The organism is Curtobacterium sp. UNCCL17 (genome assembly GCF_000686685.1).
GTDB classification, from domain to species: domain Bacteria; phylum Actinomycetota; class Actinomycetes; order Actinomycetales; family Microbacteriaceae; genus Curtobacterium; species Curtobacterium flaccumfaciens.
On record NZ_JMLI01000017.1, the window covers coordinates 386,251 to 411,769 of the forward strand.

The 25,519-nt window shown below is 71.3% G+C and carries 19 protein-coding genes; 9 read left to right on the forward strand and 10 right to left on the reverse strand.

The window, feature by feature from the left end; translation table 11 throughout:
* Nucleotides 1-64 precede the first annotated feature (64 nt).
* Entirely contained in the window at nucleotides 65-646 is a 582-nt protein-coding gene (locus tag BR70_RS0101950; RefSeq protein ID WP_027464700.1) for a TetR/AcrR family transcriptional regulator, read from the reverse strand.
* Nucleotides 647-768: 122 nt separating this feature from the next.
* On the opposite strand from BR70_RS0101950, the gene BR70_RS0101955 reads away from it, so the two are divergent.
* On the forward strand, nucleotides 769-1,608 hold the full coding sequence (locus BR70_RS0101955) for an alpha/beta fold hydrolase (protein ID WP_027464701.1): 840 nt from the start codon (nucleotides 769-771) through the stop codon (nucleotides 1,606-1,608).
* 134 nt (nucleotides 1,609-1,742) lie between these two features.
* Here the strand turns inward: BR70_RS0101955 and BR70_RS0101960 are convergent, their stop codons facing one another.
* Both BR70_RS0101960 and valS read right to left on the reverse strand, forming a co-directional pair.
* Entirely contained in the window at nucleotides 1,743-1,994 is a 252-nt protein-coding gene (locus BR70_RS0101960) for a hypothetical protein (RefSeq protein ID WP_027464702.1), read from the reverse strand.
* 65 nt (nucleotides 1,995-2,059) lie between these two features.
* Nucleotides 2,060-4,654, reverse strand: coding sequence for a valine--tRNA ligase (gene valS, locus BR70_RS0101965; RefSeq protein ID WP_035807643.1), 2,595 nt, complete (start codon nucleotides 4,652-4,654; stop codon nucleotides 2,060-2,062).
* A gap of 287 nt (nucleotides 4,655-4,941) precedes the next feature.
* Between valS and proP the strand changes: the two genes are divergently transcribed.
* Nucleotides 4,942-6,507 carry a glycine betaine/L-proline transporter ProP gene (proP, locus tag BR70_RS19050; RefSeq protein WP_231495615.1) on the forward strand — a complete coding sequence of 522 codons (1,566 nt, stop codon included), beginning with the start codon at nucleotides 4,942-4,944 and terminating at the stop codon, nucleotides 6,505-6,507.
* A 150-nt stretch (nucleotides 6,508-6,657) separates the two neighbouring features.
* Here proP and BR70_RS19055 read toward each other — a convergent pair whose 3' ends face one another.
* The 4 genes from BR70_RS19055 to BR70_RS0101990 are packed head-to-tail and all read right to left on the reverse strand — an operon-like array spanning nucleotide 6,658 to nucleotide 11,886.
* Nucleotides 6,658-8,373 (reverse strand): ABC transporter ATP-binding protein, encoded by a 1,716-nt coding sequence (locus tag BR70_RS19055; protein WP_035807646.1) that lies wholly within the window; start codon nucleotides 8,371-8,373, stop codon nucleotides 6,658-6,660.
* Nucleotides 8,370-9,269 carry an ABC transporter permease gene (locus BR70_RS0101980; protein WP_027464704.1) on the reverse strand — a complete coding sequence of 300 codons (900 nt, stop codon included), beginning with the start codon at nucleotides 9,267-9,269 and terminating at the stop codon, nucleotides 8,370-8,372. The genes BR70_RS19055 and BR70_RS0101980 overlap by 4 nt, the downstream gene beginning before the upstream one ends.
* Complete coding sequence (locus tag BR70_RS0101985) at nucleotides 9,266-10,261, reverse strand: ABC transporter permease (RefSeq protein WP_027464705.1); 996 nt, start codon at nucleotides 10,259-10,261, stop codon at nucleotides 9,266-9,268. Before BR70_RS0101985 ends, BR70_RS0101980 begins: the two co-directional genes overlap by 4 nt.
* 5 nt (nucleotides 10,262-10,266) lie before the next feature.
* On the reverse strand, nucleotides 10,267-11,886 hold the full coding sequence (locus BR70_RS0101990; RefSeq protein WP_027464706.1) for an ABC transporter substrate-binding protein: 1,620 nt from the start codon (nucleotides 11,884-11,886) through the stop codon (nucleotides 10,267-10,269).
* A 32-nt stretch (nucleotides 11,887-11,918) separates the two neighbouring features.
* Here BR70_RS0101990 and BR70_RS0101995 point away from each other — a divergent pair, with 32 nt between their 5' ends.
* Nucleotides 11,919-12,518, forward strand: coding sequence for an acyl-CoA-like ligand-binding transcription factor (locus tag BR70_RS0101995; protein ID WP_027464707.1), 600 nt, complete (start codon nucleotides 11,919-11,921; stop codon nucleotides 12,516-12,518).
* Nucleotides 12,519-12,863: 345 nt separating this feature from the next.
* Here the strand turns inward: BR70_RS0101995 and BR70_RS0102000 are convergent, their stop codons facing one another.
* On the reverse strand, nucleotides 12,864-13,886 hold the full coding sequence (locus BR70_RS0102000; protein ID WP_027464708.1) for a cation diffusion facilitator family transporter: 1,023 nt from the start codon (nucleotides 13,884-13,886) through the stop codon (nucleotides 12,864-12,866).
* A gap of 244 nt (nucleotides 13,887-14,130) precedes the next feature.
* Here BR70_RS0102000 and ileS point away from each other — a divergent pair, with 244 nt between their 5' ends.
* Genes ileS through BR70_RS19065 form a run of 5 tightly spaced genes read left to right on the forward strand, consistent with a single transcriptional unit; the run spans nucleotide 14,131 to nucleotide 20,609 of the window.
* A complete protein-coding gene (gene ileS, locus BR70_RS0102005; RefSeq protein WP_027464709.1) occupies nucleotides 14,131-17,388 on the forward strand; it encodes an isoleucine--tRNA ligase in 3,258 nt (1,085 codons plus the stop codon).
* Nucleotides 17,385-18,878 (forward strand): bifunctional folylpolyglutamate synthase/dihydrofolate synthase, encoded by a 1,494-nt coding sequence (locus tag BR70_RS0102010; RefSeq protein WP_027464710.1) that lies wholly within the window; start codon nucleotides 17,385-17,387, stop codon nucleotides 18,876-18,878. The genes ileS and BR70_RS0102010 overlap by 4 nt, the downstream gene beginning before the upstream one ends.
* Nucleotides 18,875-19,291 (forward strand): DUF4233 domain-containing protein, encoded by a 417-nt coding sequence (locus tag BR70_RS19060; protein WP_051596525.1) that lies wholly within the window; start codon nucleotides 18,875-18,877, stop codon nucleotides 19,289-19,291. The genes BR70_RS0102010 and BR70_RS19060 overlap by 4 nt, the downstream gene beginning before the upstream one ends.
* Nucleotides 19,292-19,326: 35 nt before the next feature.
* Nucleotides 19,327-19,746 (forward strand): nucleoside-diphosphate kinase, encoded by a 420-nt coding sequence (gene ndk, locus BR70_RS0102020; RefSeq protein ID WP_017885984.1) that lies wholly within the window; start codon nucleotides 19,327-19,329, stop codon nucleotides 19,744-19,746.
* Between the two features lie 14 nt (nucleotides 19,747-19,760).
* Nucleotides 19,761-20,609, forward strand: coding sequence for a DsbA family protein (locus tag BR70_RS19065; protein WP_051596526.1), 849 nt, complete (start codon nucleotides 19,761-19,763; stop codon nucleotides 20,607-20,609).
* A 70-nt stretch (nucleotides 20,610-20,679) separates the two neighbouring features.
* Here BR70_RS19065 and BR70_RS19070 read toward each other — a convergent pair whose 3' ends face one another.
* Entirely contained in the window at nucleotides 20,680-21,543 is an 864-nt protein-coding gene (locus tag BR70_RS19070) for a DsbA family protein (RefSeq protein WP_051596527.1), read from the reverse strand.
* 31 nt (nucleotides 21,544-21,574) lie between these two features.
* Entirely contained in the window at nucleotides 21,575-22,177 is a 603-nt protein-coding gene (locus BR70_RS0102035) for a vitamin K epoxide reductase family protein (protein ID WP_027464711.1), read from the reverse strand.
* A gap of 347 nt (nucleotides 22,178-22,524) precedes the next feature.
* On the opposite strand from BR70_RS0102035, the gene BR70_RS0102040 reads away from it, so the two are divergent.
* The gene (locus BR70_RS0102040) at nucleotides 22,525-25,518 is read left to right on the forward strand and encodes an Rne/Rng family ribonuclease (protein ID WP_027464712.1); all 2,994 of its coding nucleotides are present in this window, start codon (nucleotides 22,525-22,527) and stop codon (nucleotides 25,516-25,518) included.
* The last annotated feature ends 1 nt before the right edge of the window (nucleotide 25,519 follow it).

Genomic DNA, 25,519 nt, shown 5'->3' on the forward strand with positions numbered 1-25,519 from the left:
AGCGGACGGACGGGAGGCCCGTGGCGCCGCCGCCACGGGTCTCCCGTCCGCCCCGCGTTGCGTGTCAGCGCATCGCGGCGTCGATCAGGGTCACCGCGGCACGGCGCGCGTGCGCGGCGGGAGCCGTGGTGCCGGCGATGGCCGCGGTGGTCTGCGCGCCCTCGGCGAGCAGTGCGAGCTGCGCGGCGAGTTCCTCGGCGTGCTCGGGGTCGGCGACGACCTCGGCGGTGAGCCGCTGCACGAACTGCTGGAACGAGTCCTTGTGCTCGCGCGCGATCTCGGCGACCGCGGGCGAGGTCGCGCCGAGCTCGCCGAACGCGTTGATGAACCCGCAGCCGCGGAACGTGTCGTCGCCGAACCACGACTCGAGGAAGTCGTAGACCGCCAGGAGCTTGTCGCGCGGGCTGGCCGCAGCCTCGACCGCGCCGTGCACACCCTGCTCCCACATGTCGTGGCGGCCGGCGAGCACCGCGGCGATGAGCTGCTCCTTGCCGGGGAACGCCGCGTACAGCTTCTTGAGGGAGACCCCTGCGCCCGTCCGGATCTCGTCCATCCCCACGGACTGGATCCCGCGCGTGTAGAACAGCTGGTCCGCGACCTCGACGATGTGTGCTCGGACGTCCGGCTCGACGGTGCTGGTGGCCATGTGTGTACCCCGTTCCCTGAGTGTTCACCGTTCTCGACTTGCGCCGGGAACGGGCGTTCTCTACTGTAGTCCACATCGGCGGAGAACGATCGTTCTCCGCGATGCTCAGGGAAGGAACGATCATGGGTGCCATCACCGTCGGAACCGAGAACAGCGTCGACATCGAACTCCACTACGAGGACAAGGGCCAGGGGCAGCCGATCGTGCTGATCCACGGCTTCCCCCTCGACGGCAACTCGTGGGAGGGGCAGGTCCCGATGCTCCTCGAGGCCGGCTACCGCGTCATCACCTACGACCGACGCGGCTTCGGCCAGTCCTCGCAGCCGTCCACCGGCTACGACTACGACACCTTCGCCGACGACCTGCACACGGTCCTCGAGACCCTCGACCTGCGCGACGTGATCCTCGTCGGCTTCTCGATGGGCACCGGCGAGATCGCCCGCTACATCGGCCGCCACGGTGAGGACCGGATCGCGAAGGTCGCGTTCCTCGCCTCGCTCGAGCCGTTCCTCGCCATCACCGACGACAACCCCGACGGCGCCGGCCCGATGTCGTTCTTCGAGGGCATCGCCGCCGACGTGGCGAAGGACCGCTACGCGTACTTCACGAACTTCTACCAGGACTTCTTCAACCTGTCGGAGAACCTCGGCACCCGCATCTCCGAGGAGCAGGTCCGCAACGCCTGGAACATCGCGGCCGGCTCCGGCTCCATCGCGTCCGCGGCCGCACCCCTGACCTGGCCGACCGACTTCCGCCAGGACATCCCGAAGGTCACCGTCCCCGCCCTGATCGTGCACGGCACGTCGGACAACATCCTGCCCATCGACGCCACCGGCCGACGCTTCACCCAGGCGCTGCCCGCGGCGAAGTACGTCGAGATCGAGGGCGCCCCGCACGGCCTGCTCACCACGCACACCGCCGAGGTGAACGAGGTCCTCGGCACCTGGCTCGCCGAGTCCTGATCCCTCGGCGATCACGCGGGCGCTCCCCGGCGGGGGCGCCCGCATCGTGAGTAGGAATGGTCGGGTCCCCACCGGGGACCCGACCATTCCTGCACTCCAAGCGAAGCGGGCCACGCAGCGCGCCGCGCCGCGCGCTAGTCCTCTTCGCCCGCGTCGTCGGGGTTCGTCACCTGGGCGTGCCCGAGCGCGTCGAGGTGGATCGAGGTGCCGTCGTCGAGCTCGACGATCGGCTTGCCCTCCAGGAAGGTCAGGGTCCAGCCCCACGTCGCCGTGTCGACGGACTCCGCCGCGAGCTCGTCCTCGACCCCGCGCACGGCGACGACCATCGTCTCGGGCAGTCGCGCAGGCGGCTCCCCGCCCACGTTCCAGCGTGTGCCCAACTGCATCCGTGCCTCCGATCCGGTGGTTGACGGGCCGGGTCGCCGACGCGACCCGGCCCGGAGAGCCGACGTTACGCCTGCTGCTCCGCGAGCTCGATCTCGGTGACGGCGAGCTCGTCGCCGTCGACGAACGACAGGTTCTCGATGCGGCCGACGGCCGCCAGGTCGACCGCCGCGCGCTCGATGAGCACCCGCGTCTCGGCGGGCGCCGCGACGACGGCGCGCGTCACGGGCGTCTTCTGCGAGGCCTTCGCCGCCGTCTTCGCCCCGCGGATCCCGATGAGCGCCTGCCCGACGGCCGCGAGCAGCCCGGTGGGGGCCGCGTCGGTCGGCAGGTCGGCCGCGGTTGGCCAGGAGGCCCGGTGCACGCTGGTGTCGTGGGTCCAGGCCCACACTTCTTCCGTCGCGTACGGGAGGAACGGTGCCAGCAGTCGGAGCAGCACGTCGATCGCGCCGCGCAGCGCCAGGACCGCGCTCGCCTGCGTCTCGTGCGTCGCGTCGGACGCGGTGCCGTACGCACGCTCCTTCACGAGCTCGAGGTAGTCGTCGCAGAACGTCCAGAAGAAGCGCTCGGTGATCTCGAGGGCACGGGCGTGGTCGAACCCGTCGAACGCCGCGGTGGCCTGCTCGACGACGGCACCGAGCTCGGCGAGCATGTCGACGTCGAGGGCCTCGGTGACGCTCGTGGCGCCTTCGGGCAGCGGGAAGCCGTAGACGAACTTCGCCGCGTTGAGCACCTTGATCGCCAGACGACGGCCGACCTTGATCTGCTTCGGGTTCTGCGGGTCGAACGCCGCGTCGGTACCGAGCTTGGACGAGGCCGCCCAGTAGCGGACCGCGTCGGCGCCGTGCTGCTCGAGGATCGACAGCGGCGTGACGACGTTGCCCTTCGACTTCGACATCTTCTTGCGGTCGGGATCGACGATGAAGCCGGAGATGGAGGCGTGCTTCCACGGCACCACGTCGGCTTCGAGCTGGCTGCGGAGCACGGTCGTGAACAGCCAGGTGCGGATGATGTCCTGCGCCTGCGGGCGGACGTCGTACGGGTACACCAGGTCGTAGAGCGCCGGGTCGGTCTCCCACTTGCCCGCGAGCTGCGGGGTCAGCGACGAGGTGGCCCAGGTGTCCATGACGTCGAGTTCGCCCTGGAACCCGCCGGGCACGCCGCGCTGGTCCTCGGTGAAGCCGGGGGCGGGCTCGGAGGCCGGATCGACGGGCAGCTGCGCCTCGGTCGGCACGATCGGCTGGTCGAACAGCGGGTTGCCGTCGGCGTCGAGCGGGTACCAGACGGGCAGCGGCACGCCGAAGAAGCGCTGGCGCGAGATGAGCCAGTCACCGGACAGGCCACCGACCCAGTTGTCGTAGCGGACGCGCATGAAGTCCGGGTGGAACGCGATCTCCTCGCCGCGCTGGCGGAGCGTGCTCTTCAGCTGCTCGTCGCGCGCACCGTTGACGATGTACCACTGGCGGGTCGACACGATCTCGAGGGGCTTGTCGCCCTTCTCGAAGAACTTCACCGGGTGCTGGATGGTCTTGACGTCACCGATCAGCTCGCCGGACTCGGTCAGGGCGTCGACGACGACCTTCTTCGCCGAGAACACGGTCTTGCCGGCCATCTCGGCGTAGAGCTCCCGGCCCGTCGCCGACTCGATCCAGGCGGGCTCGTCGGAACGCACGCGGCCGTCGAAGCCGATGATCGCGCGGTTCGGCAGCTGCAGCTCGCGCCACCACACGACGTCGGTGGTGTCACCGAAGGTGCAGACCATCGCGATGCCGGCGCCCTTGTCCTTCTGCGCCAGGTGGTGTGCGAGCACCGGGACCTCGACGTCGAACAGGGGGGAGCGGACCGTGGTGCCGAAGAGGTCCTGGAACCGCTCGTCGTCCGGGTGGGCCACCAGGGCGACGCAGGCGGGCAGGAGCTCGGGGCGGGTGGTCTGGATGACGACGTCGTCGCCGCCGTCCGTGCGGTGGAAGGCGATGCCGTGGTACGCGCCGGGCATCTCCTTGTCCTCGAGCTCGGCCTGCGCGACCGCGGTGCGGAACGTGACGTCCCACAGGGTCGGGGCGTCGGCCTGGTAGGCCTCGCCGCGCTCGAGGTTGCGCAGGAACGCACGCTGGGCGCTGGCCCGCGAGGTGTCGTCGATGGTGCGGTACGACTGGGTCCAGTCGACCGACAGGCCGAGCGTGCGGAAGAGCTCCTCGAACTGCTGCTCGTCCTGCACCGTCAGGCGCTCGCACAGCTCGATGAAGTTGCGGCGCGACACCGGCAGCTGGTCGGCGGCCTTCGAGGACTTGCCGTCCCCGCCCTCGAACGGCGGCGTGAACTCGGGGTCGTACGGCAGGGTCGGGTCGCAGCGGACGCCGTAGTAGTTCTGCACACGGCGCTCGGTGGGCAGACCGTTGTCGTCCCAGCCCATCGGGTAGAACACGTGCTTGCCGCGCATGCGCTCGAACCGGGCCTTGAGGTCGGTGTGCGTGTACGAGAACACGTGCCCGATGTGCAGCGAGCCGGAGGCGGTGGGCGGCGGGGTGTCGATCGACCAGACGGCGTCGCGGTGACCGGCGGCGTCGCGGTCGAAGCGGTAGGTGCCGTCCTGTTCCCAGACGGGCCCCCAGACCTGCTCCAGTCCGTCGACGCTCGGCTTCTCGGGCATGGGCTTGGTCATGGGTGTGCCTTCCGTACGTGTGTGCGGCACCGAGTCCGTGATGAGGTGCCTGAGTGTTCCGCGCCTGACGCGCGGTGCCCCAATCGTAGCGGCCGCGCACGCGCATGCAGCCGGACGACCGGTCGGACGCGGCCATCACCGAGCAGCGACTAGCACACCGAACTGTCGGACACGCCCGGATCCTGCTAGTCTTCCTGGGTTTGTCCGGCGAGCGCAGGGTTCGCAGGAGCTGCAACGTCGCCGTCCGCCGGACGCCCGAAGGAAGCACCGCACCCCGGAGGAACGACTTGGCACCGAACAACGCACCCCACCCGCACGGCGATCGGCCGTTGCGCACGAAGGGCGCCGCGAAGCGCGCTCGTCGCGATCTGACGAAGGACGACGTCACCGTCGTCGAGGAGTCGCTGCTCAAGCGTGCCGTCGCGGCTGCCGCGCTCGGCAACGCCATGGAGTGGTTCGACTTCGGCATCTTCGCGTACCTGACGGTCACCATCTCGCAGGTGTTCCTGCCGCAGGGTGACCCGGCCGCGAACATCGTCGCCACGTTCGGCTTCTTCGCCGCCGCGTTCATCGTGCGCCCGATCGGTGGTGCCGTGTTCGGCCCGATCGGCGACAAGATCGGCCGCCAGAAGGTCCTCGCGCTGACGATGATCCTGATGGCCGCCGGCACGCTCATGATCGGCCTGATCCCGTCGTACGACACGATCGGCTTCTGGGCCCCGGTCCTGCTGCTCGTCGCCCGCTTCGTGCAGGGCTTCTCGACCGGTGGTGAGTACGGCGGTGCCGCGACCTTCATCGCCGAGTACTCGCCCGACAAGCGCCGCGGGTTCATGGGCTCGTGGCTCGAGTTCGGCACCCTCGCCGGCTACGTGCTCGGCGCCTCGATCGTCACCGGCCTGCAGTTCGGCCTGTCCGAGGACGCCCTGCTCAGCTGGGGCTGGCGCATCCCGTTCATCGTCGCGGGCCCCCTCGGGCTGATCGGCCTCTACCTGCGCCTCAAGCTCGAGGAGACCCCGGCGTTCCAGAAGCAGCAGGAGCAGGCCGCCGAGCGCGAGGGCCAGAAGACCCCGTTCCTCAAGCTCTTCGCCGAGAACTGGCGCTCGCTCATCATCTGCATCGGCCTGGTCCTGGTCTTCAACGTGACCGACTACATGCTGCTGTCGTACATGCCGACCTACCTCGAGCAGAACCTCGGCCAGAACGCCACGTTCGGCCTGATCCTCATCGTCATCGTGATGCTGCTCATGATGGTCGTCATCACCTTCGGCGGTCGACTGTCCGACAGGTTCGGGCGCCGTCCGGTGCTCGCCGCCGGCTGCATCGGCTTCATCCTGCTGTCCTGGCCGGCCCTCAAGCTGGTCCAGACCGGCACCGGCGTCGGCGTCTTCGCCGGCCTGCTGATCCTCGGCGTCGTGCTGGTCACGTTCACCTCGACCATGCCGTCGACGCTGCCCGCGCTGTTCCCGACGATCATCCGCTACGGCGCCCTGGCGATCGCGTTCAACGTGTCGGTGTCGCTCTTCGGCGGGACCACCCCGCTCGCGACCGCCGCGCTCATCAACGCCGCGAAGGACGCCGGGTACGGCTGGGCCGAGGACATCCCCGCGTTCTACCTGATGCTCGCCGCCGTGATCGGCCTGGTCGCGGTGTACTTCACCAAGGAGACCGCCGCGAGCCCGCTCATGGGCTCCGGCCCGACGGTCGGCTCCGAGGACGAGGTCGCCGGCGTCATCGAGGACTACAACGACCCGACGTCGGAGCTCGCGCAGTCCGACTGGGCGAAGGACTTCTCGACGAGCGAGATCCCGATCATCTCGGCCGACGCAGCGCAGAAGGAACCCTCCGGTTCCTGACCTCGGGGCCGCCCCGCGGCAACCCGGCCAGGAGGCCCGGTGCACGTTCCGTCTCGGAACGCGCCCCGGGCCTCCTGGCCGTTCCAGTGCCGTCGGTGACGTCACGCGCACAGCGACAGTCCACGGGTGCGAGCGCGCGTGGAGTGTCGCTCAGCCCGCGAGGCCGGCTGCGGTCCCCGCGGCGGGGCCCGCTGCCAGCCGCTCCGCGGCGTGCAGCAGCCGCGCGGTCACCGGGTGCGCCGGGCGCGCGAAGACCTCGGGGGCGGGGCCGTGCTCGACGACCGCGCCGCGGTGCACCACGAGCACGTCGTCGGCCATCCGCCGGACCGCCCGCAGGTCGTGCGACACGAACACCATCGCCACCCCGGTCTCGTCGCGGAGCCGTTCGAGCAGCCGCAGCACGGCGTCCTGCACGGTGGCGTCGAGGGCGGTCACCGGCTCGTCGAGCACGATCACCTCGGGCTCGGTCGCCAGCGCACGGGCGATCGCGAGCCGCTGTCGTTGCCCGCCGGACAGGGTGCGGGGGGAGCGGGACCGCAGCACGGGGTCGAGGTCGACCTGCCGCAGTGCCGCGTCGACCCGTTCGCCGAGCGCACCGCGTGCCCGCCGTTCGTCACCGCGCGAGAACGCGTCGGCGAGGACCCGCTCCACGCTCCACCGTTCGTCGAACGTCGCGCCGGGGTCCTGTACGACGGCCGCGACCCGGTGCCGTCGGGGGCGTCGCTCGCGCTCGGGCAGCGGGACCCAGGGGTCGTCGTCGAGCGTGACCGTGCCGGCGTCGGGCGTCTCGAGCCCGAGGAGCGTCCGCGCGAGCGTCGTCTTGCCCGAGCCCGAGGCGCCGATCACCCCGAGCACCCGCCCGCGCACGAGCCCGAACGACACGTCGTCCACCGCGAGCACCCCGTCGTACTCACGCGAGAGCCCCTGCGCCGCGAGCACCCCCCTCGCACCGTGCGAGGTCGGTTCCGAACCGTGCGAGGATCCGGCTCCCGTGGGAGCCTCGACGCCTCGCACGGCATCCGGAACCTCGCACCGAACGGCAGCGGGCGACGCAGCGGCGGGCGCCGCGGCAGCGGGCGACGCAGCGCCGGGCGCCGCGGCAGCACCGGCCGCGCGCACCAGCGCCCAGGTCGCGGGGTGCGTCGGGGCCGCGAAGACCTCGGCGACCGCGCCGTGCTCGACGATCCGGCCCTCGTGCACGACGGCGACCCGGTCGGCCCACCCCGCGACGAGCCCCAGGTCGTGCGTGATGACGAGCAGTCCGGCACCCCGGGTCTGCGCCGCCCGCAGCTGCTCCATCACGGTGACGGCGACCCCGGCGTCGAGCGCCGTCGTCGGTTCGTCGGCGACCAGCAGCGCGGGGGACCCGACGGTCGCCGCGGCTATGAGGGCCCGCTGACGCATCCCACCCGACAGCGTTCCGGCGAGCCGGCCGTCGGTCGCGATGTCCGGGTCGAGGCCCACCGCGGCCAGGGCCTCGCGCACGGCGTCCACGCGCTCGGCCGCACGCATCTCGGTGTGCAGGCGGAGGCTGTCGGCGACCTCGCGCCCGACGGGGCGCAGCGGGTCCAACGCGCCCAGGGCCTCCTGGCCGACGTAGCCGACCCGCGATCCCCGCAGCCGGCGCCACCGCCGCTCCGTGTACCCGCCGACGTCGACGCCGTCGACCGCGAACACGTCGGCGTGCACGGCGGCGCCGGGCGCGGACAGGCCGAGCACGGCTCGGGCGGTGACGGTCTTGCCAGACCCGGACGCCCCGACCAGGGCGACGCACTCGCCGGCGTCGACGCGCAGGTCGACACCATTGACGATCGGGGTGCCGCCGATGGCGACGGTGAGCCCGCGGACGTCGAGGACGGCGCTCACCGCGCGGCCCCGGTCCGTCGGATCGCGCGGCCGAGCACGGTGACGGCGGTCGCGAGCACCACGATCGCGAGTCCGGGGAAGGTGCTCATCCACGGCGCGGTCTGCAGGTACGTGCGACCGTCGGCGAGCATCGCGCCCCACTCCGGCGCGGGCGGGGGCGTGCCGACCCCGAGGTAGCTCAGCGCCGAGGCCCACACGACCGCCTGCCCGACCCCGAGCGTGGCGACGGCGACGACGGGCCAGAGAGCCGTCGGCAGCACGTGCCGGACCACGGTGCGGGCGGGGGAGCGGCCGAGCAGCACCGCCGTCTCGACCACCTGCGAACTCCGGGCGGCCCGGACCAGGCCGCGCACGATCCGGGCGTAACCGGGAGCGGTCGCGAACCCGACCGCGAGCACCGCCGGCACCGGACCCGGACCGGTCACGGCGATGACGACCAGGGCGACGAGCAGCAGCGGCAGGGCGAACGCGACCTCGGTGACGCGGCCGATGACGGCGTCGAGCAGGCGTCCGGGTCGTCCGGCCCCGGCACCGAGTCCGGCGACGACGCCGAGCAGGACGCCCACGCCGCCGCCGATCAGGGTCGCGGCGACGCCGACGACGAGCGATGCCCGGGTCCCCGCGACCACCCGTGCCAGGACGTCGCGTCCGGACTCGTCGGTGCCGAACGGGTGCGCGCCGCTGGGCGCAGCCAGGGCGTCTGCGGGGTGCACCGCGAGCGGGTCCCCGCCGCCGAGCAGGGCGGGCCACGCCGCCGCCACGACGGCGACCAGGACGACAACCCCGGCGGCGATGCCGCCGGCGCCGAGCGTCCCCCCACGGACGCGCTCGGTGCCGGCGGCGGTCTGGTGGCCGGGCGCTCCGGTCTGGAGGCCCGGGTCGGCGATCCCGCTCACCGCGCGCCCGCCGGTCGGCCGGGTCCACGGCGTCGGGCGTCGACTGGGCGGGAGGTCGCGTTCCGTGCGGTGCTGCGCGGGTCGACGGCACGTTCGACCAGGTCGGCCACGGCGAGCACGACGACGTACGCGGCGGCCGACACCATCGCGATGCCGGCGACGAGCGGCATGTCCCGCTGGGTGACGGCGGTGACCAGGGCTCGGCCGATGCCGGGCAGGGCGAACACGGACTCGACGACCACGGCTCCGGAGACGAGCGACCCGAAGGCCCACGCGGACAGCGCGATCCCGGGCAGGGCGGCGTGCCGGAGCAGGTGCCGTCCGAACAGTCCGAGGCGGGTCTCGCCCCGGCCCCGGGCGGCGAGTGCGAAGGCCGAACGCTGCGCGTCGACCACGCCGTCGCGCACGGTCTCGGCCAGGTACCCGGCGACCGGCACGGCCACGGTCAGCACCGGGAGCACCCACCCGCGCGCGGTGCCGTCACTGACCGCCGGCACCCATCCCAGCGAGGTGGCGAACACCACGATGAGCACGCTGCCGAGCCAGAAGTGCGGCATCACGCTCGCGGTGACGCTCAGGGCGCTGGTGAGCCCGGCGGCGATCCGGCCGCGCTGCGTCGAGGCCCAGGCGGCGATGATCGCCAGCACCCAGGCGACGACGAGACCGGCGACCGCGAGCGTCAGCGTGACGGGCAGCTGCTGGGCGAGGAGCGTCGCGACCGGGGTGCGGAAGGCGTACGAGTCCCCGAGCTGGCCGGTCGCCAGACGTCCGAGGAACACCGCGTACTGCACCAGGACCGGCTGGTCGAGGCCGTACTCGTGGCGGACCTGGGCGACGGCCTCGGCCGAGGCCTGCGAGCCCGGTCCGCCGAGGATCGCGAGCGCCGGGTCACCGGGGATGAGCCGGATCGCGACGAAGACGATCGTCGCGACGGCCCAGAGCACGCCGATGCCCCCGGCGAGCCGCCGGACGGCCCACCAGACCCATCGCATCCGGGTCAGCGGTCGATCCAGGCGGTGCCGAACCAGGGCGTCGAGACCGGGGTGGTCCGGATGCCGTGCACGGCCGAGCGCACCAGGAAGTGGTTCTGCTGGTCGTACAGCGGGAGCACCGTGTCGCTCGCCAGGATCGCCTTCTGGGCCTGCTCGTACAGGTCGGCGCGCTCGTCGGCGTCCGAGGTGCGGGCGGCCCGCTCGAGCAGCCGGTCGAGCGCCGGGTCGTCGAGCTGGGCGAGGTTCGCGAAGTAGCCGGACGGTGCCGGTTCGATGCTCGCGCTGTCGTACAGGATGCGCAGGACGTCGGGGCCGACCTTCGTGTACGGGGCGCTGACGACGTCGTACTCGTTCGCGGCGAGGGCGGCGTACCAGCTGGACAGGTCGAGTTCGTCGAGGACGACCTTGAACCCGACGGCCTTCTCGGACGCCTGGATCTGCTGGAACAGGCTGCGCTCGGCCGGCACCGACTGGTTCGTCGAGACGGGGAACGTCACGGTGAGCTGCTGGCCGTCCTTCTCGCGGATGCCGTCCGACCCGACCTTCCACCCGGCGTCGTCGAGGAGCTGCTTCGCCTTGGTGGGGGAGTAGTCGAACCGGCTCTTCTCCGAGTACGCGAGCGGCTCGGCGCTCGAGAGCACCGAGTACGAGCGCTTCGCGGTGCCGAGGAACAGCGACTGCAGGCCGGGGTCGATTTCCGCTCCGGCGATGAAGGCCTGGCGCACCGCCTCGTCGCGGAACACCCCGTGACCGGAGTTCAGCTCGAGCCGGTTCGAGGCACCAGGGCGCGGGGCGTCGAGGTCGCGGATCGCGCCCTTCGCCGACGCGGCCTTGAGCTGGTCGGGCTGGGCGTTGTCGATCACGTCGACCTGGCCGGACTGCAGCGCGGCGTAGCGCGAGGTCGAGTCCGGCAGGAACCGCCACGTGATGCCGGACAGGCGCGGCTTCGTCGCGCCCCAGTAGTCGGTGTTCTTCGTCAGGGTGACGCGGTCGCCGTGCTTCCATCCGGTGACCCGGAACGGGCCGGTGCCGACGGGGGACTCGCAGTTCGTCGCCTGCTCCCGCTCGAGTGCCTTCGGGGACTCCATGCCCACCCAGGGCTGCGAGAAGGACTCGAGCAGCGCGCTGTCCGGGCGGCTCAGCGTCAGCGTGACGGTGTGCTCGTCGGTGGCGGTCGCCTTCGTGATGGACTGCAGCGCCAGGTAGCCGGTGCTCGAGGCGGTGGCCGGGTCCTGCACGTGCTCGATGTTCGCCACGACCGCGGCGGCGTCGAACGGGGTGCCGTCGGTGAAGGAGACGTCGTCGCGCAGGGTGAACGCCAGGGTCTTCCCGTCGTCGCTCGTCGTCCACTTCGTCGCGAGTTCCGGCGTGGGCTTGCCGTCCTCGAGCCCGACGAGCTCCTCGATGTACTGCGTCGCCAGGAGCGCCTGCGGGTAGTTGCCGCCGACGTGCGGGTCGAGGCAGGTCGGTTCGGCGTCGCCGGAGGCGTAGGTGAGCGTGCCGCCCGCGACCGGGGTGCTGCTCCCGGTGCTCGTGCCCGGTCCGCTGCAGGCAGCCAGGACGAGCAGGACCGCCGAGGCGCCCGCGACGGCGGTGAGGGTTTTCTGTACTGAGTCCAAGATCATGGCTGACCGAGTCTAGCGGTTTACTGGGGCCCATGGACGAACCGATCCGCCGCGGTGGCCGCCCCCGACGCTCGAGCGCCGAGGTGCTCGCGGACGCCGCCGCCGAGCTCTTCCTCGAGCAGGGGTACGGACGCACCACGGTCGACCAGATCGCCGCCCGCGCCGGGGTCAGCCGCGCGACGTTCTTCAACTACTTCCCGGCGAAGGCCGACGTGATGTGGCTCGAACTCGACGCCGCCGTCGCCGGGCTGCCCGGGTACCTCGCCGCGTCGACGGAGCCGAGCGTCGTCCGGGCCGTCGAGCAGGCGCTCCTCGCCGCAGCCCGTGCCCACGACCCCGAGCGGGTGCCGTGGGCCGTCGCGCAGGCCGAGGTGATGGGCATCGGGCCCGAACTGGTGGCGGGCGTCGCGGTCCGGGTGACGGCGCAGCACGAGGCCGTCGCCGCCTTCGTCGCGGGCCGCACGGGGGAGCAGCCGCGCTCGCTCTGGCCGCAGACGGTGTCCGGCGCGATGCTCGGTGCCGCCGCCGCCGCGTTCGGGGTGTGGGTCACCGACGGGGTCGGCCGCCGTGCGCTCGTCGAGTACGTCGCGGCGGCGCTCACCCCGGTGGTCGCGGGCCTCGACGCCCGCTGACACGCCGGCGTCTTCGCGCGACGCCGCCTCGACGGCGAGGCGCCGTTGAATCCTGCGGCGTCTCGAGCACATGGCGGCGTCTTGCTGACACGCCGGCGTCCCACGGGCCGCGCGCGGGGCGGTGGACGTGACGGGCGGCGGACGGGAGGCCCGTGGCGGCCTGGCACCGCGCCTCCCGTCCGACGTTCGGTCGCCCACGGAACACGCCGGCGTCTTCACCTGACGCCGCCTCGACGGCGAGACGCCGTTGAATCCTGCGGCGTCTCGAGCACATGGCGGCGTCTTGCTGACACACCGGCGTCTTGCGACACGAACTCCGCCGCCGGCCACCCACCCAGTCGACGCTCACTCCGTGCGCAGGGTCCCCGCCCCACCGGACGCGACGTCCGGAGCCGTGCCGTCCCGCACGACCTCGGGCACGTCGCCGTCGGTCGGTACCAACGACTCGTCGCCGGGGTAGCTCAGGGTGAGGACGGCCTCCTCGATGTACGGGCTGTCCTCGAGCGACTTCTCCACGTCGCGCAACCGCACCGCCACGTGCTCCTCGGTCTCGTTGCCCGTCAGGTCGACGGCCGCGACGAGGTACACCCGCGACGGCCCCACGAACTCCAGGTGCAGGTAGGTGACCCGCTCGACCTGCGACCGGCCCAACAGCTCGACGAGCACCGCGTTCTCGAGCTCGGGGGACGTGCTCTGGCCGAGCAGGAACCGGCGGTTGCGGTCGATCAGGACGATCGCGACGATCCCGAGCAGCACACCGATCGCGATGGAGCCGAGTGCGTCGAAGACCGCCAGCCCGGTGACCTGGTGCAGGAACACCCCGAGGAACGCCACGACCAGGCCGATCAGCGCCGCCGCGTCCTCGGCGAACACCGCACGGAGCGTCGGGTTCGACGACTGCAGCACGTGCCGCAGCACCGGGACCTTGCGCTTGGTCGCGGCACCGTGCGCCTGCCGGTACGCCTGCAGGAAGCTCGTGCCCTCGAGCAGGAACGCGACCCCGAGCACGACGTAGTTGAGCACCACGTCCTCGGCCGGCCCGGTGTCCCCGAACTCCGAGATGCCGTGGTAGATCGACACGATCGCACCGGCCGTGAACAGGCCGAACGCGGCGAACATCGACCAGATGTACGTCTCGCGTCCGTACCCGAGCGGGTGCGCGGTGTCCCGCTTCTTGCCGCCCCGTCGTTCCGCGACGAGCAGGAACACCTCGTTGCCGGTGTCCGCCCAGGAGTGCGCCGCCTCGGCCACCATCGAGGCCGAACCCGAGACGAGCGAGGCGATCGTCTTCGCGATCGCGACGAGCAGGTTCGCCCCGAACGCGATCAGGACGGTGACGAGTGACTCGGGGCGTTCTTCTGCGGGCATCACTCAAGCATGCTCCCGTCCGGTAAAGTCGTGTTCCAAGAGCGTCGATCCGGCCATCACCGGGGAGCTTCCGGAAGAACGCGGAGCGCACCAGCGCCTCCGTCAGTAGAACCGGGCGGGTTCGGGACCGTCACCACCCCCGACACAGAGTGGTCGCACAGCGCACGTTGGGCGGCAAACGAGGTGGTACCGCGGAACCTGCTTTCGTCCTCGTGGAGATCGAGCGAACCCACAAGGAGTCCCGGTGCCGTACCCGTTGAACGCCGATGCCGATGGTGTCGTCCCCTCGCCGAGCTTCCCCGCCGTCGAGCGGGGCATCCTCGCCTTCTGGAAGCGCGACGACACGTTCCAGGCGTCCATCGACGCGCGACAGGGCTGCCCGGAGTGGACCTTCTACGACGGCCCGCCGTTCGCCAACGGCCTGCCGCACTACGGGCACCTGCTGACCGGGTACGCCAAGGACGTCTTCCCGCGCTACCAGACCATGCGCGGCAAGCAGGTTCACCGCCGCTTCGGCTGGGACACCCACGGCCTGCCCGCCGAGCTCGAGGCGATGCGGCAGCTCGGCATCACCGAGAAGCACGAGATCGACGCCATGGGCATCGACGTCTTCAACGCCGCCGCCAAGAAGTCCGTGCTGCAGTACACCGACGAGTGGCAGGAGTACGTCACCCGCCAGGCGCGCTGGGTCGACTTCGAGGACGACTACAAGACCCTCGACGTCACCTTCATGGAGAGCGTGCTCTGGGCGTGGAAGCAGCTCTGGGACAAGGGTCTGGCGTACGAGGGCTTCCGGGTCCTGCCGTACTGCTGGAACGACCAGACGCCGCTGTCCAACCACGAGCTGCGCATGGACGACGACGTCTACAAGATGCGCCAGGACCAGTCCGTCACCGTCTCGTTCCCGCTGCACGGCTCGCGCGCGGACGCGCTCGAGCTCTCCGACGTGCGGGCACTCGCCTGGACGACGACCCCCTGGACCCTCCCGACGAACGCCGCCCTGGCCGTCGGTCCGGACATCGCGTACGCGGTCGTCCCGGCAGGGCCTGGAGGCGCGGCTGACGGTGCCGACGCCGGTTCCGTCTCCTACCTGCTGGCTTCGGACACCGTGGCCGCGCACGCGAAGGAGCTCGGCTACGCCTCGGGTGACGAGGCGCTCGCCGCCGTCGCGCGCACCCTGACGGGCGCCGAGCTCGACGGCGTCGAGTACGAGCGTCTGTTCGACTTCCTGGCCGACGCCGAGGGCTACGAGCACGCCTGGCGCATCCTGGTCGCCGAGTACGTCGAGACCGGTGAGGGCACCGGCATCGTGCACCAGGCCCCGGCCTACGGTGCCGACGACCAAGAGGTCTGCGCCGCCGCCGGCATCCCCGTGGTGCTGTCCCTCGACGAGGGCGGCGTCTTCACGTCGCAGTTCGGCGAGGTCGCCGGCATGCTCTGGTCGGACGCGAACAAGCCGCTGACGAAGGCCGTCCGCGACGCCGGGCGACTGCTCCGCCAGGCGTCCTACGAGCACAGCTACCCGCATTGCTGGCGCTGCCGGAAGCCCCTCATCTACAAGGCCGTCTCGTCGTGGTTCGTCCGCGTCACCGAGCTCCGTGACCGCATGGGTCAGCTCAACCAGGACATCAACTGGGTGCCGGACAACGTCAAGGACGGCCAGTTCGGCAAGTGGGTGGGGAACGCCATCGACTGGTCGGTCTCGCGCAACCGCTACTTCGGCACGCCGATCCCGGTGTGGCAGTCCGACGACCCCGAGTACCCGCGCACCGACGTGTACGGCTCGCTCGCCGACATCGAGCGCGACTTCGGTCGCCTGCCGGTGAACGCCGAGGGTGAAGTGGACCTGCACCGGCCGTTCATCGACGACCTGACGCGGCCGAACCCCGACGACCCCACGGGTAACTCGACGATGCGCCGGATCACCGACGTGTTCGACGTGTGGTTCGACTCCGGGTCGATGCCGTACGCCCAGGTGCACTACCCGTTCGAGAACGCTGCGTGGTTCGAGTCGCACAGCCCGGCCGACTTCATCGTCGAGTACATCGGGCAGACGCGCGGCTGGTTCTACGTCATGCACGTGCTCTCCACCGCGCTGTTCGACCGGCCGGCGTTCCAGAACGTCATCAGCCACGGCATCGTCCTCGGCTCGGACGGCCAGAAGATGTCGAAGTCGCTCCGGAACTACCCGGACGTCTCCGAGGTCTTCGACCGCGACGGCGCCGACGCCATGCGCTGGTTCCTGATGTCCTCGTCGGTGATCCGCGGCGGCAACCTCGTCGTCACCGAAGAAGGCATCCGCCAGGGCGTCCGCGAGTTCATGCTGCCGCTGTGGTCGACGTACTACTTCTTCACCCTGTACGCGAACGCCTCGGGTCCCGACGGCTACCGGGCCCAGCGCCGGACCGACTCGACCGACGTGCTCGACCGGTACCTGCTCGCGAAGACCCGGGTCCTCGTCAGCGACGTCCGGACGCACCTCGACGCGCTCGACACCCCGCTCGCGGCCCAGGCCGTCCGCGACTTCGCCGACGTGCTGACGAACTGGTACGTCCGCCGCTCGCGCGACAAGTTCTGGACCGGGGCCGACGCGGACGCCGGAGCCGAGACCCGTGCGGCGTTCGACACGCTGTACACCGTGCTCGAGACCCTGACCCGGGTCGCCGCCCCGCTCGCGCCGCTCGTCACCGAGGAGATCTGGAAGGGCCTGACCGGCGGGCGCAGCGTCCACCTGACGGACTTCCCGGACCCCGACGAGTTCCCCGCCGACGACGCCCTCGTCGACGCGATGGACCGTGTGCGCGACGTCGCCTCGAAGGGCCTGGCGCTCCGCAAGGCCACCGGCAAGCGCGTCCGCCTGCCCCTCGCCACCCTGACCCTGGTGGTGCCGGACCCGGCCGCGGTCGAACCGTTCGCCGACATCCTGCGCGACGAGCTCAACGTCAAGCGCGTGGTGCTCGAGGCCCAGGCCGAGGAGTCGCTGGCGCAGTACGGCATCGAGCGGAAGCTCACCGTGAACGCCCGCGTCGCCGGCCCCCGCATCGGCAAGCAGGTGCAGCAGGTGATCCCGGCCGCCAAGAAGGGCGACTGGACCGCGACCGACTCCGGCGTGACCGTCGGCGGCGTCGACCTGATCGAGGGCGAGTACTCGCTCGACCTCACGGTGGCCGACGCCTCGGTGGCCGTGGCGTTCCTCGACGAGGGTGGCTTCGTCGTGCTCGACACCGTGACCACGCCCGAGCTCGAGGCCGAGGGGCTCGCCCGTGACGTCGTCCGTGCCGTCCAGCAGGCCCGCCGCGACGCCGACCTCGACGTCAGCGACCGCATCGCCCTGACCCTGCGGGTGGACGACACGGCCGACGGCGCGGTCCGCACGCACCAGGAGCTCATCGCGGGGGAGACCCTGGCGACGAGCGTCGAGATCGAGCCCCTCGGGGCGGACGACACCACCACCGACGTCGGTGACGGTGCGAAGGTATCCGTGGAGGTAGCACGCGCATGAGTGACGACGACCAGTACGACGGCCACGAGGCGAACGAGGAGTTCGTCGGACACGACGAGTTCGACGGTCGCGACGAGGACGGCATCCGGATCCCGGTCGGCCCCTCCGGAGACGCTCCAGCCGACGCCGTGCCCTACGGCGGCGACGACGACGAGGTCCGCCGCGTCGAGGCCGCCCTGTACGCCCGCATCGGTGAACAGGCCCCCGAGCGCCGGCTGACGGCCACCCGCCGCGCCGTCGAGCTGCTCGGCGACCCGCACCTGGCGTACCCGGTGATCCACGTGACGGGCACGAACGGCAAGACGTCGACCGCGCGCACCATCGAGAGCATCGTCCGGGCACACGGTCTGCGCACCGGTCTGATGACGAGCCCGCACCTGGTGTCGATCCGGGAACGCATCGTGGTCGACGGCCAGCCGATCGCGGCGGACCGCTTCGTCGAGAACTGGGACGACATCGCCCCGGTGCTCGAGATCACCGACCGCGAGCTCGCCGACAAGGGCGAACTCCCGCTGACCTTCTTCGAGGCGCTCACCGTGCTCGCCCTGGCGTGCTTCGCCGAGGCGCCGGTGGACGTCGCCGTGATCGAGGTCGGGATGGGCGGCGAGTGGGACTCCACCAACGTCGTGCAGAGCCAGGTGTCGGTGTTCACGCCGATCGCCATCGACCACGCGAAGCAGCTCGGTGCCACCGTGGCCGAGATCGCCCGCACCAAGTCGGGCATCGTCAAGCCGTCGTCCGCCGTGGTGTCGAGCCGGCAGGTCCCCGAGGCCCTCGCCGAACTCGAGCGCGCCGCCGAGCTCACCGAGTCCACCCTGGCCGTCGAGGGCACCGGCTTCAGTGTCGTCGACGTCACCCCGGCCGTGGGCGGACAGCTCATCACCGTGCAGGGCATCGCCGGCCGCTACGACGACCTGTTCCTGCCGCTGTTCGGCCGGCACCAGGCCGAGAACGCCGCCGTGGCGATCGCGGCGGTCGAGTCGTTCCTCGGCCGCGGGGCCCAGGCCCTCGACGAGGACGTCCTGTCGGAGGGCATCGCCGGCACGACCAGCCCCGGTCGCCTGCAGCCCATCGCGACCGACCCGACCGTCGTCGTCGACGCCGCGCACAACCCGCACGGTGCGAAGGCCCTGGCCGAGGCGCTGCCGATCGCGTTCCCGTCCGAGCACGTCGTCGGCGTCGTCGGGATCCTCGGAGACAAGGACGCCCGTGGGTTCGTCCGCGCGCTCAAGGACACCGTCGCGACGTTCGTCGTGACACAGCCGCCGGGGGAACGTGCGCTCGACGCGGACGAGTTCGCCCGGGTCGTCGTCGACGAGGTCGGCGAGGACCGCGTCGTCGTCGAGCCGTCCCTGGCATCCGCACTGCAGGAAGCGCGCAGCCTGGCCGACGAGGCGGACGCCGAGGACGCCCTCGTGCTCGTCGCGGGCTCCATCGTGATGGTGGGCGCGGTCATGGACCTCGTGCACCGCGAAGGCGAGTCGAAGTGACGGACGCACCACGGGCCTCCCGGCCGGGCCGCGCACCGCGCACCCGGAAGCCGCGCCGCGAGCGCGGGGCGCAGGAGAGCCTGCTCTCGATCACGCTGGTGCTCGAGGCGATCATGTTCTTCTTCCCCATGCTCGTCGTCTTCGGCAAGGGCACGCTGCCGCCCGCCGCGGCCTTCGGTGGCGGCATCGGCGCGATCATCGTCCTCGCAGCTGCCTCACGTCTGACGGGCAACCGGGCCGGTGTATGGTTCGGGTGGCTGCTGCAGGCGGCCATCCTCGCCACCGGGTTCATCGAACCGTTCATGTTCGCGGTCGCCGTGGTGTTCCTGGCGCTGTGGGTCTTCTGCTTCGTCAAGGGCGGTCAACTGGACCGTCAGAACGCCGCGCGCCGAGCGGCCATGGGCGAGGACTGACCACCACATTCGACCCCGAACACAGGGAGTACTGCGTGTCCGACTTCGAAGAGACCCTCGTCCTCGTCAAGCCCGACGGCGTCGCCCGCCAGCTGACCGGTGAGATCCTCCGCCGGATCGAGGCGAAGGGCTACGAGCTCGTCGACCTGAAGATGCTCACCGCACCGCGCGACCTGCTCGACGCGCACTACGAGGAGCACCAGGGCAAGCCGTTCTTCGAGCCGCTCGTCGAGTTCATGCAGTCCGGTCCGGTCGTCGCCGTGCGCGTCGCCGGCAACGGTGCGATCGCGGGATTCCGCTCGCTCGCCGGCACCACCGACCCGACCTCCGCCGCGCCCGGCACCATCCGTGGTGACCTGGGCCGCGACTGGGGCCTCAAGGTGCAGCAGAACCTGGTCCACGGTTCGGACAGCCCCGAGTCGGCCGCGCGCGAGCTCGCGCTCTGGTTCGCCTGAGCGACGGGGACGACGTGACGAACAACGACCGACCCACCAAGAACGAGCGCCGTCAGCACGCCCGAGAGGTCGCACGCCAGCGCGCCGACGCCGAGAAGCGCCGCAAGCGCCGCAACAAGTGGTTCCTGCAGGGCGGCATCGGCCTGGGCATCGTGGCGATCGCCGCGATCATCGCGATCGTCGTGGTGAACGTGAACAACGCCCCCGTGGTGTCCGCAGCGGGGCCGAAGAACATGGCCACGGGCGCGATCCAGTTCACCGGCCAGGACGGCAAGGTCACCCCGGTGACCACGCCGGCCGTCTCCGCGACGGGCTCGGCCTCGCCGGTCCCGACGGCGAACAGCGACGGCGCCGTGACGGTCACCGAGTACGTCGACTGGGCCTGCCCGGTCTGCAAGCAGTTCGAGGCGGCCTACTCCGACCAGATCCTCGACAAGGTGAAGTCGGGCGACGCGACCCTGGCGATCCAGCCGGTGTCGATCCTCGACCGCAGCTACGCGGGCTCCCGCTACGCCAGCCGTGCCGCGAACGCCGCCATGTGCGTGGCGAACTACGCGCCGGACAAGTTCCTCGACGTGCAGACGCAGTTCTTCGAGAACCAGCCGGCCGAGGGCACCAAGGGCTTGACCAACTCCGAGATCGCGAAGCTCGTCAAGGCGGGCGGCGCGAGCGGTTCGGACCTGTCCGAGTGCCTGTCGTCCGAGCAGTTCAAGGGCTGGGTGACGAAGTCCACGCAGGCCGTCACCACGAACGAGGCGCTCGCGGGCACGCAGGGCTTCGGCACGCCGACGATCGTCGTCGACGGCAAGCGCCTGGACGACCTGAGCACCGTCATCACCGCGATCGACGCCGCGGCGAAGTAGCACTCCCCGAACGACCGACGGCCCTCGCTCCCATCTGGGATCGGGGGCCGTTCGTCGTGAGCGGGGAAGGCTAGGACGCTCCGCCGTGCTTCCGGACGAAGGCCGTGAACGCGTCGACGTCGGCGAGGGACGCCGCGCCGTCCGCGTTGTACTGCTCACCGTCGACGATGATCGTCGGCGTGCTCGTGATCCCGTCGAGCGACGAGTTCGGCACCGGGTCGTTCATCGCCCGGTTCGTGGCGTCGGCGACCCACCCGGCGAAGTCCTGCCGGGTGATGCACGGCGCCACGGCCGGATCCGTCGCCCCGGCCTGGCGCGCGAGGGACGCCAGCTCGTCGTTCGTGAGTCCGCGCGTGCTCTCCGAGGGCTGGTGTTCGTAGAGCGAGCTGTTGAACGCCAGGAACGCGTCCGGGTCGTGGTCCGCCACACAGGCGGCAGCCGCAGCCGACCGGGTGGAGTACCGCGATCCGAGCGACACGCGGTCGAGCAGCCCGAGCGGATGCAGCTCGAGGGTCGCGGTGCCGTCCTCGACCCACTGTCGGATCCGGGGCATCTGGGCCGTCTCGAACTGGTTGCAGTACGGGCACATGTAGTCCGCGTAGATCGTGATCGCGGTCTTCGTGCCGTCCTGTTCGTTCGGTGTCGGGGTCCCGCCGTCGGGCACCGCCCGCGTCTCGACCGGCACGATCCTGCCGTTCGCCCCGGTGAGCAGGACACCGTCGCTCGCCGCGTTCCGCGGACCCGGCCCGGCGGGCTGCACGGAGTTCGCGATCACCAGGGCGACGACCGCGACCACCGCGAGGCTCCCGACGACGATCCCGCTGATGCCGAGTGTGCGGCGGCGGCGTCGGCGCGACTGCTCCGCCGCCAGTGCCGCTCGCGCGCGGTCACGTGCGGCGTCCCGGCGCGCCCTGCCGCTCTCGTTCTCGCTCATCGATCCCGAGCGTAGGGGCAGCGGGGACGGCTCAGAAGCTGGTGAGCACCGCGGGGAACTTGATGATGATCGTGACGATGATGACCAGGTAGTTCGCCAGCGCGAACGCCCAGCTGAAGGGCAGGAGCGACCGCCCGACGCGCTGCGCCCCGGCGCCGAAGCGACCCTGCGCCGTGTTCCAGATCGTGAACACCCAGAACATCGGGATCGTCATCGACCAGACGAGCATGCACCACGGGCACAGCGCGCCGATGACGAAGACGGTCTGCATGAACAGCCAGGTCACGAAGACCCATGCCAGGAAGACCCCGGCGTTGAAGACGATCCAGAACCAGCGCGAACCGTTCCGGAACCCGGCGAGCAGCAGCACCGCGACAGCGATCGGGGCGACGAACCCCATGACGCCGAGCAGCGGGTTCGGGAACCCGAACAGGTGCCCCTGCCAGCTGGCCATCACGTCGGAGCAGTTGATGAAGGGGTTCACGTCACAGCTCAGGACGGCCTTCGGGTTCTGGTACTTCGTGAACTCGTCGAGGACGAGCCGGAAGGAGCCGAACAGGCCGACGATCCCGGTGACGAGCAGGAAGACCGCCATCGCGATCGGACGACGGGGGGCAGGGGCAGACGCGGTCACGCGGTCATCATCGCATGCGGGTTCCGGTGCTTTCCGGGTGCGGCATGCGATAATGCCTGGAGGTCGTGCGGCCAACCGCACACCGAAGAGAGCTTTCCGAGTGACGCCCCACCGGGCCGAACCCGGACGATCAGGTGCGGTGAGAGCGCACTGTGGTCGGGCAGCGTCACTCCGACGCCGAGCCGGACCGGGCCGGGTGCCCGGACCGGAACGGGCGCGGACGCAACGAGAAGTTGACGCGGACCGATCACGAGACAGCGAGCGCGGGGGCGTCGACGCCGCCCGCCACGACACAGAATTCCCGCCACCCGAAAGGGTGCGAGTGGGGCCGAGGAGTGCACCAGTCCATGGTGGAGCAGAACAACGACAACACGACCAACGACGAGAACGCGCCGAAGCGCCGGAGCCGCCTGTTCGGCGGTCGCCGCGCCCGGTCGTCCGGCCAGGAGGCCCGTGGGAGCGCCGAGCAGGCACCCCACGCCGACGAGACCCTCGCGCTGACGGGCGGCGCTGACGCCCGTCCCGCGGCCAGCGTCGCGTCGGCCGGTTCGCCGGACTCTCCCGATTCGCCGGACTCGCCCGACTCCCCGGCCTCGCCGGCGTCGCCCGTCGAGCCGACCGACACCGGGGCGGTCTCCGTCGCGGTCGAGGCCGTCGCCGACAGTGGTGCCGAGCCGCACGACGTGAGCACGCTGACCGGTGACCTGCCGGTCGTGACGGGCGACCAGTCGGCGACCGCGACCGACGGGGCGGACGCGGACCGCGCCTCCCGTCCGGCCGATGCCGCACCGACGGCCGAGGCGAGCGACGACGCAGCACCCGCTGACGAGCCGTTCGTGCCGAAGGCCACGAGCACGCTCAGCCTGATCTTCCACGCGCCGGTGCTGCCGGAGCTGCCGCAGCGCGCGCCCCGGTTCGAGCGCGACCGCGATCGTGACCGTGACCGCGACCGTGACGAGGACGACCGCTACGACCGCGAGGACCGGTTCGACCGCGATCGCGACCGTGACGACCGCGACGACCAGGGCGGCTCGCGCCGTCGCTCGCGTCGCCGTGGTTCGAGCGCCGACCGCGAGGCCCGCGAGCCGCGCGACCACCAGGAGCCGCGCCGCCGCGAGCCGGAGCTCATCACCGAGCCGCAGCGCATCAAGGGTTCGACCCGGCTCGAGGCGAAGAAGCAGCGCCGTCGTGACGGCCGCGATGCCGGACGCCGCCGTCAGGTGGTCAGCGAGGACGAGTTCCTCGCCCGCCGCGAGAGCGTCGACCGCCAGATGATCGTCCGCTCCAGCTCGTCGACGATCGAGATCGGCGTGCTCGAGGACGGCATCCTCGCCGAGCACTACATCACCAAGTCCGAGAACGTGTCGCTCATCGGCAACGTCTACCTCGGCAAGGTGCAGAACGTCCTGCCCTCGATGGAGGCGGCGTTCGTCGACATCGGTCGTGGCCGGAACGCCGTGCTCTACGCCGGTGAGGTCGACTGGAACTCCGTCGAGACCGGCAACCACGGTCGCCGCATCGAAGCAGCGCTCAAGCCGGGCGACAAGGTCCTCGTGCAGGTCACGAAGGACCCGGTCGGCCACAAGGGTGCGCGCCTCACCAGCCAGATCTCGCTGCCGGGTCGCTACCTGGTCTACGTGCCGAACGGCTCGATGAACGGGATCTCGCGCAAGCTGCCGGACACCGAGCGTGCCCGACTGAAGAAGATCCTGAAGGAGGTCCTGCCGGAGCACGCGGGCGTCATCGTGCGCACCGCTGCCGAGGGTGCGACCGAGGAGCAGCTCACCCGCGACGTGCAGCGCCTGACCAGCCAGTGGGAGGCCATCCAGAAGAAGGTCGCCGGTGGCCACGCCCCGGTGATGCTGCACTCCGAGCCCGACCTGCTCATCAAGATCGTCCGCGACGTCTTCAACGAGGACTTCACGAAGCTGATCATCGACGGCGAGGCCGCCGGCGGCACCATCGACGAGTACCTGTCGGCCGTCGCCCCGGACCTCAAGGACCGCGTCGTCCGGTACGAGGGCCCCGACTCCTTCGAGGAGTTCCGCCTCAACGAGCAGATCGACAAGGCGCTCGACCGCAAGGTCTGGCTGCCCTCCGGTGGGTCGCTCGTCATCGACCGGACCGAGGCCATGACGGTCGTCGACGTCAACACGGGCAAGTTCGTCGGCTCCGGCGGCAACCTCGAGGAGACGGTCACGAAGAACAACCTCGAGGCAGCCGAGGAGATCGTCCGGCAGCTCCGCCTGCGGGACATCGGCGGCATCATCGTCGTCGACTTCATCGACATGGTGCTCGAGGAGAACCGCGACCTCGTGCTCCGCCGCCTGGTGGAGTGCCTGAGCCGTGACCGCACGAAGCACCAGGTCGCCGAGATCACCTCGCTCGGCCTCGTGCAGATGACCCGCAAGAAGATCGGTGTCGGTCTGCGCGAGTCCCTCGACGAGGTCAACGCCAAGATCAACGACAACAACGCCGACCCGGGCCCGAGCAAGGGTCGCCGCAAGGGCCGTGGCGGGAACGGCAACGAGAACGGCCGGTCCGGCAACGGCGGGAACGGCGGCAACGGCAACGGGAACTCCGGTTCGTCGGGGTCGTCGGGGCCGTCGCACGGCGCGTCCAGCCAGGCGCACCAGATCACCGACGACGTGAAGAACGCGCTGTCCCGGATCGCCGCCTCGACCCTGTCGCACGACGAGCAAGAGGCAGCGGCTGCCGCCGTGACCGCGACGGAGGCCACGGCACCGTCGTCGGCCGACGCGTCGACCGGCACGGACAGCACGGGTGGCGAACAGCCGACCGGTTCGAAGCGTCGTCGTCGTGGCCGTGGAAGCCGCGGGGGAGACCAGCAGAACGGCGAGCAGCAGACCGGCGACCAGCAGGCTGCCGTGCCGGCTGGGGCCACCGAGGCCGCCGAGCAGTCGGACGCACCGGAGTCCTCGGCAACCGCCGAGCCCGCCGTGGTCGTCGAGCCCGAGGCGCGCGCGCCGAAGGCCGCTGCTCCGGCCGTCACGGAGCCCGCTGCCGCACCGAAGGCGAAGGCCCCGGCCCGCCGTCGCGTGAGCTCGAGCGCCACCGTGACCCCGACCGACAACACCGTCGCGATCCTGGACATCCCGATCGCCGCGGCGCCCAAGCGCGAGCCCCGCGCGGTCGCCCCGGACGCCGAGTCCCTGCTCGACTCGGTGCTCCAGGCGCTCCCGGAGCCGAAGCAGCCCGGACAGGGGCGCTCGCGTTCCCGCCGGGTCTCGTCGCCGAGCATCAGCGCTCCGGCCACGCCGACGGAGGAGCCGACCGACGACGCCGACGGCTCCGACGGCACAGTGATCCTGGGGAACTGAC